Annotated in this window: 7 protein-coding genes; all 7 read left to right on the top strand. The window is 31.5% G+C overall.

Annotation, left to right across the window (positions count from 1 at the left end):
• Positions 1–149: 149 nt before the first annotated feature.
• The gene (thrS, locus tag B4J88_RS15060; RefSeq protein WP_291068024.1) at positions 150–2,072 is read left to right on the top strand and encodes a threonine--tRNA ligase; all 1,923 of its coding nucleotides are present in this window, start codon (positions 150–152) and stop codon (positions 2,070–2,072) included.
• A gap of 59 nt (positions 2,073–2,131) precedes the next feature.
• Positions 2,132–2,641: a translation initiation factor IF-3 gene (gene infC / locus B4J88_RS15055; RefSeq protein WP_236688239.1), complete on the top strand. Its 510-nt coding sequence runs from the start codon at positions 2,132–2,134 to the stop codon at positions 2,639–2,641.
• 59 nt (positions 2,642–2,700) lie between these two features.
• A complete protein-coding gene (rpmI, locus tag B4J88_RS15050; RefSeq protein ID WP_038337133.1) occupies positions 2,701–2,898 on the top strand; it encodes a 50S ribosomal protein L35 in 198 nt (65 codons plus the stop codon).
• A gap of 95 nt (positions 2,899–2,993) precedes the next feature.
• On the top strand, positions 2,994–3,338 hold the full coding sequence (rplT, locus tag B4J88_RS15045; protein WP_038337134.1) for a 50S ribosomal protein L20: 345 nt from the start codon (positions 2,994–2,996) through the stop codon (positions 3,336–3,338).
• 134 nt (positions 3,339–3,472) lie between these two features.
• On the top strand, positions 3,473–4,138 hold the full coding sequence (locus B4J88_RS15040) for a phosphatase PAP2 family protein (RefSeq protein WP_185144154.1): 666 nt from the start codon (positions 3,473–3,475) through the stop codon (positions 4,136–4,138).
• The gene (locus B4J88_RS15035; RefSeq protein ID WP_286496429.1) at positions 4,122–4,904 is read left to right on the top strand and encodes a nitrilase-related carbon-nitrogen hydrolase; all 783 of its coding nucleotides are present in this window, start codon (positions 4,122–4,124) and stop codon (positions 4,902–4,904) included. The genes B4J88_RS15040 and B4J88_RS15035 overlap by 17 nt, the downstream gene beginning before the upstream one ends.
• 145 nt (positions 4,905–5,049) lie before the next feature.
• Positions 5,050–5,775, top strand: a complete 726-nt coding sequence (locus B4J88_RS15030; RefSeq protein WP_286496430.1) for a hypothetical protein — start codon at positions 5,050–5,052, stop codon at positions 5,773–5,775.
• Positions 5,776–6,247 lie beyond the last annotated feature (472 nt).

Below are 6,247 nucleotides of genomic sequence, written 5' to 3'. Positions count from 1 at the left end.
ATCTAAAGGAACTCGTTTCAGTATGACATCTAGTTAATATTTAAAATATTCTAAATAATCAATAATCAAACAAAATCAACCCTTTAAAAATTTCGTCAACTTACAGAAAATTCGTAATTTTGCATCCTAGTACAAATTCTAAAAGTAAGATGATAAACATTTCTCTTCCAGATGGAAGTGTAAGACAGTATGAGAGTGGCGTAACTCCTATGGACGTGGCGCTAAGCATTAGTGAAGGTTTAGCACGTAATGTAATTTCGGCTATAGTAAACGATCAACAAGTTGAAACAACAACCCCAATCACCACAGATGCAACGATCAAATTGTTAACCTGGAATGATGAAATGGGTAAAAAAGCTTTTTGGCATTCATCTGCTCACTTATTAGCGCAAGCTATTTTAGAGTTTTATCCAAATGCTAAATTAACTATTGGACCTGCGATTGACAAAGGTTTCTATTACGATGTTGATTTTGGTGAGGATAAATTTACAGAAGCTGATTTTGCGAAAGTAGAAAAAGCAATGTTAGAGAATGCAAAGAAAAAAGCTGAATTCAAATTATATTCAGTTTCAAAAGCAGAAGCATTAGAGACATACAAAGACAATGAATACAAAACAGAATTAATCTCTAATCTACAAGATGGAGATATTACATTCTGTACACACGATAATTTTACAGATTTATGTCGTGGTGGACACATTCCAAACACTGGAATTGTGAAAGCTGCAAAAATCTTGAATGTTGCGGGAGCTTATTGGCGTGGAGATGAGAAAAACAAGATGTTGACTCGTGTTTATGGTATTACATTCACAAAACAAAAAGATTTAACAGAATATCTTGAGTTATTAGAAGAAGCAAAAAAACGTGATCACCGTAAATTAGGGAAAGAATTAGGTTTATTTGCTTTCTCTGAAAAAGTTGGTGCAGGTTTACCACTTTGGTTACCAAAAGGAGCTGCTTTGAGAAGAAAATTAGAAAACTTCTTATTGAAAGAGCAACAAAAAATGGGTTACGAAATGGTAATTTCTCCACACATTGGTCAAAAAGAATTGTATGTAACTTCTGGTCACTATGCAAAATATGGTGCAGATAGTTTTCAGCCAATTAAAACGCCAAACGAAGGAGAAGAATTCTTGTTAAAACCAATGAACTGTCCACATCATTGTGAGATTTACAAAACATCTCAATGGTCGTACCGCGATTTACCAAAACGTTATGCAGAGTTTGGTACAGTTTATCGTTACGAACAATCAGGAGAATTACACGGTTTAACGCGTGTTCGTGGATTTACTCAAGATGATGCTCACTTATTCTGTACACCAGATCAATTATTAGAAGAATTCAAAAAAGTAATTGATTTAGTATTATATGTATTTACAAATCTTGGATTTGATAATTATTCGGCTCAAATCTCATTAAGAGATCCAGAGAATAAAGAAAAATACATCGGATCTGACGAAAACTGGGAAAAAGCTGAACAAGCAATTATCACAGCATCAGCAGAAAAAGGTTTACCAACAGTTTTAGAATATGGCGAAGCTGCATTCTATGGACCTAAGTTAGACTTTATGGTGAAAGATGCATTAGGACGTCAATGGCAATTAGGAACAATCCAAGTGGATTATAATTTACCAGATCGTTTTGATTTAACTTACACTGGAGCAGACAACGAAAAACACAGACCAGTAATGATTCACCGTGCGCCATTCGGCTCTATGGAACGTTTCATTGCCATTTTGTTAGAAAATACAGCAGGGAATTTACCACTTTGGTTAACACCAGATTTATTCACAATTTTACCAATTAGCGAAAAATATGTGGAATATGGAGAAAAAGTATTAAATTTGCTGGCCGAAGAAGAAATTAACGGACTGATTGACAGTAGAAACGAGAAAACTGGTAAAAAAATCCGTGATGCCGAAATCGGTAAAATTCCTTTCATGTTAATCATCGGTGAAAAAGAAGCAGAAAACGGTACAGTTTCTGTAAGAAGACACGGAGAAGGTGATTTAGGAGAGATGACGATTCAAGCGTTTATCGACTTCATGAAAGAACAAATCAAATTAAAATAATTTAAAACAGAATAACTATCGCAATTAGAAGAAAAGGCGGCAGAGGTCCAGCCAGAGTAATTAAGGAAGATCAACACAAGATCAATGATAAGATTGACGCGAAAGAAGTACGCGTTGTTGGAGAAGGTATAGAACCTGGTGTATATCCAATAGCTAAAGCTTTAGAACTTGCAGAAGAACAAGGTTTAGATTTGGTAATGATCAGTGAAAAAGCCATTCCACCTGTTTGTCGTGTCGTAGAGTACAAAAAATTCTTATACGAACAAAAGAAAAAAGAAAAAGAACTTAAAGCTAAACAGCAGAAAGTTGTCGTGAAAGAAATTCGTTTCGGTCCTCAAACAGATGATCATGATTACGAATTCAAAAGACGTCACGCAAGATCTTTCTTAGAAGAAGGTTCAAAATTGAAAGCGTATGTTTTCTTCAAAGGACGTTCTATTATCTTTAAAGATCAAGGAGAAATCTTATTGTTACGTTTAGCTCAAGAATTGGAAGATGTTGGAAAAGTAGAACAAATGCCAAAACTTGAAGGTAAAAGAATGATTATGATGATGGGACCTAAGAAATAATTAGGTTCTTATCATCTTACAAAAAATAAAAAACGTTTTAATTTTAAATATTTGTAATCATGCCAAAATTAAAAACAAAATCTGGAGCGAAAAAACGTTTCAAATTAACAGGAACAGGTAAAATTAAAAGAAAACACGCTTTTAAAAGCCACATCCTAACAAAAAAAGAGACTAAACAAAAGAGAAATTTAACTCAAACTGGTTTAGTTGATCAAGCTGATGTTCATTCAGTAAAACAACAATTAAGATTAAAATAAGAACGTGTTCTTATTTGGTTTATTAATTCATTATTAACCCTGTCGATGGGCCTTAAAGCAGAGCAATCTCGCCCACTACAAAAAAATTAAAAATTATGCCAAGATCAGTAAACGCAGTTGCGTCAAGAGCTAGAAGAAAAAGAGTTTTAAAACTTGCAAAAGGATATTACGGAAGAAGAAAAAACGTTTGGACTGTTGCTAAAAATGCAGTAGAAAAAGGTTTAGTATACGCTTACCGCGATAGACGTCAAAAGAAAAGAAATTTCCGTGCGTTATGGATTCAAAGAATTAACGCTGGAGCAAGATTACACGGATTGTCTTACTCTAAATTTATGGGAGCTATCCACAAAGCTGGAATTGAATTAAATCGTAAAGTTTTAGCTGACTTAGCGATGAACAATCCAGAAGCTTTCAAAGCAATCGTAGAAAAAGTAAAATAATTTTTTTAAACAATATTAAAACGTTTTAAAACTTGGCTATTTAGTCAAGTTTTTTTTTTGCTTAAATTTGAATGAATGTCATTCTAGACTTATTTGGAATCTCATCATAAATGTTATTTAAAAACCCAACTCAAATGAATCAACAAAAAGATTTATTTCTAAGAATTTGGCCATTTTTTGTCGTTTTTTTTATCTACAATTTTGCTGCAATTGCTATGACGCAATATTATGGTCGCGACGAATTACATCTGCATTTCAATCAATACAGCAATCATTATCTCGATAAACTCTTTGTTTTTTATACCGATTTCGGAACCTATTATTTATTTTTTATACTTCTTGGTTATCTATTTTGGAAAACAACTCGAAGATATTTTTATTATTTATTAGTTTCTGGAGCAGTTGCAACAACAATTAGTGTTTTCTTTAAGAATGTCTATTTCGAACAAGTTTTACGTCCTGGATATTATTTTACACAGAAAAAAATAGACATTATTCTAGTCAAAGATTATGCGATACAAATGGCTTCAACTTTTCCTTCAGGACATTCATTAACAGCTGCAATAATTTCGATGACTTTATGTTTATTAACCAAAAACAGATGGTTACAATTATTTTTTGCACTTCATTTTCCAAGTATCGCAATTAGTAGAATCTACTTATCGCGCCATTTTGCGATTGATACCGTTGGTGGTTCGTTTATTGGTTTTTTTATATTTATCTTTATGTATTACATCATCAACCAATCTAATAAACCAAAATTAGATCAAAAATTTATTAACAATGGAGATTCAAAATAAACTTAAAATATCATTAATACAATACGATATAATCTGGGAAGATGCAAAAGCTAATCACGCTTATTTAAATGAATTATTAGCCAATCATCAAACTGATATTATATTGTTACCAGAAATGTTTGCTTCGGGATTTTCGATGAATGTAGAAAAAATTGGTCAAAAACCTTTTGGAGAAACCTTCGAATGGATGCAACACAAAGCCAAAGAATTGAATTCTGTGATTGCTGGAAGCATTTCTACACATGAAAACGATAAATACTATAACCGATTTTATTTCATCTGTCCAAGCGGCTCTATTTATATTTACGATAAGAAACATTTGTTCAGTTACGGAAAAGAAGCTGGGGTATATTCTGCAGGAGATAAAATTGTAACGATAGATTATAAAGGATGGCAAATTCGTCCTATTGTTTGCTACGATTTACGATTTCCAGTTTGGATTCGCAATACTGAGGAAAATCCCTACGATTTGATACTTTGTAACGCTAGTTGGCCAAAAGCACGTCGAGAAGCTTGGATTTCACTCCTAAAAGCTCGAGCAATCGAAAATATGGCTTTTATTGCTGGTGTAAATAGAATTGGCGTAGATGGCTATAATCTCGAGTATCAAGGCGATTCGCATTTATTTGATACATTGGGACAAGATTTGGAAACAATTAACAATCATCCCGAAATTTTACAGTTCGAAATTGATAAAGAAGAACAAGATAAAACTCGAAAGCATTTCAATTTTCTAAATGATCGCGATTCATTTTATTTTGGATAAATACAAGCTCAACTTTGGTTGGGCTTTTTTTTGTATGTGTAATTCTTTTTTATTCATATATTTATGGATAATGAATATGAATGGATAACACTTGTAAAAGCATCTATGAAAGCTACTACAATTGATATTTCGATAATAATTAATTATGAAAAAGATATTTATATTTCTATTCTTTATATTATTGGTACTTTCTGCAACTTATACTTTATATTTAGTTCGTAAGACTTTTAATAATTATCAATTTGAATCTTATAATGAACTTTATTATAAAGTTCCACCTGTAAATAATGCACAATTTAAATCGTTAAAATCTTTTAATTCTCATTTGTTTTCAATTGTTGACGATAAAAACTTAAAGAATATTACAGTAAATTTCGATTCCAAATCAAATAAAGTAAGGCAAGTAAATTTAAATTACACATACAATCCTGAAACAATTGATGATAAAATAAAATCAATCATTAGGATATATAACTTAGGAGAAATTATCGAAATTAATAAAAGAATGATGAAAAAAATATCATTTTTTCGGAGTCCTGATGTATATAATTTTGAAAATACTAAATATGAAGAAATGTACTTTCCAGATGATTTCTTTATACATAAACCCATTGTAAATTATAATATAAAAGGAAATCCCATCGATTCAATTATAAATGATAGAATAAAGCTTTATGCTTTAAAAGGTATGGTTGAGCTAGATATTAACAATGATTATAAACCTGATTTATTAATTGAATCAAAAAACGAAAAATCTTATATGATTACTGGTTTTGTTGAGATAGACAAGAACCTATTTTTCCTATATTATTTAGATAATGATTCTATTAAAAAAATAAATGATCTATATAAATTAATAAATTTCAAATAATTTATAGTGCCTAACAAAAATTAATTTGGGCGTTCCCTTCGGTCGGACTATCCGTTCCAATCTTTTGTAGAAGAAGATTCAATTTCAAGTAAGAAAGTTCCAATTCCTACAAAAGGATTTTTACTACTATCCCTAACGCGGGTTATAAGTTCTGAGTTTTGAGTGATAAGTTATAAGACATAAGACTTAAAGGAATAGGAATAGAAGTTAAACTATCCCCTTGAGGAGATTATAGGGCTGTTTTCGAGTTATGAGTTGTAAGTTCTGAGTTAGTTGTAAAAAGGAAGCTTCCTTTTTATCAAGAAGAAGCTTCTTGTTGACTAATTAGAAGCCTCTTATTTACTGATTGGAAGCTTCTTGTTTTATAAAACATAGTCTGGAGATGCGTAAAGCTTAAAACGTTCAGTCTAAAGCGCGACGTATACCCACAAAAAAAGCCTCAAGTTGTTCACTTGAGGCTTTTAATAAAAAC

Origin of the sequence: Empedobacter sp. UBA5036 (assembly GCF_002415215.1) — a bacterium.
GTDB classification, from domain to species: domain Bacteria; phylum Bacteroidota; class Bacteroidia; order Flavobacteriales; family Weeksellaceae; genus Empedobacter; species Empedobacter falsenii_B.
The sequence above is the reverse complement of the archived record's forward strand: the minus strand, read 5'-3'. Positions and strand labels throughout refer to the sequence as shown.

Bases quoted from the DNA above. Each gene is read 5' to 3' on its own strand.
- B4J88_RS15035 (WP_286496429.1), top strand. From the start codon at position 4,122: ATGGAGATTCAAAATAAACTTAAAATATCATTAATACAATACGATATA.
- B4J88_RS15030 (WP_286496430.1), top strand. From the start codon at position 5,050: ATGAAAAAGATATTTATATTTCTATTCTTTATATTATTGGTACTTTCT.
- rpmI (WP_038337133.1), top strand. From the start codon at position 2,701: ATGCCAAAATTAAAAACAAAATCTGGAGCGAAAAAACGTTTCAAATTA.
- rplT (WP_038337134.1), top strand. From the start codon at position 2,994: ATGCCAAGATCAGTAAACGCAGTTGCGTCAAGAGCTAGAAGAAAAAGA.
- B4J88_RS15040 (WP_185144154.1), top strand. From the start codon at position 3,473: ATGAATCAACAAAAAGATTTATTTCTAAGAATTTGGCCATTTTTTGTC.
- thrS (WP_291068024.1), top strand. From the start codon at position 150: ATGATAAACATTTCTCTTCCAGATGGAAGTGTAAGACAGTATGAGAGT.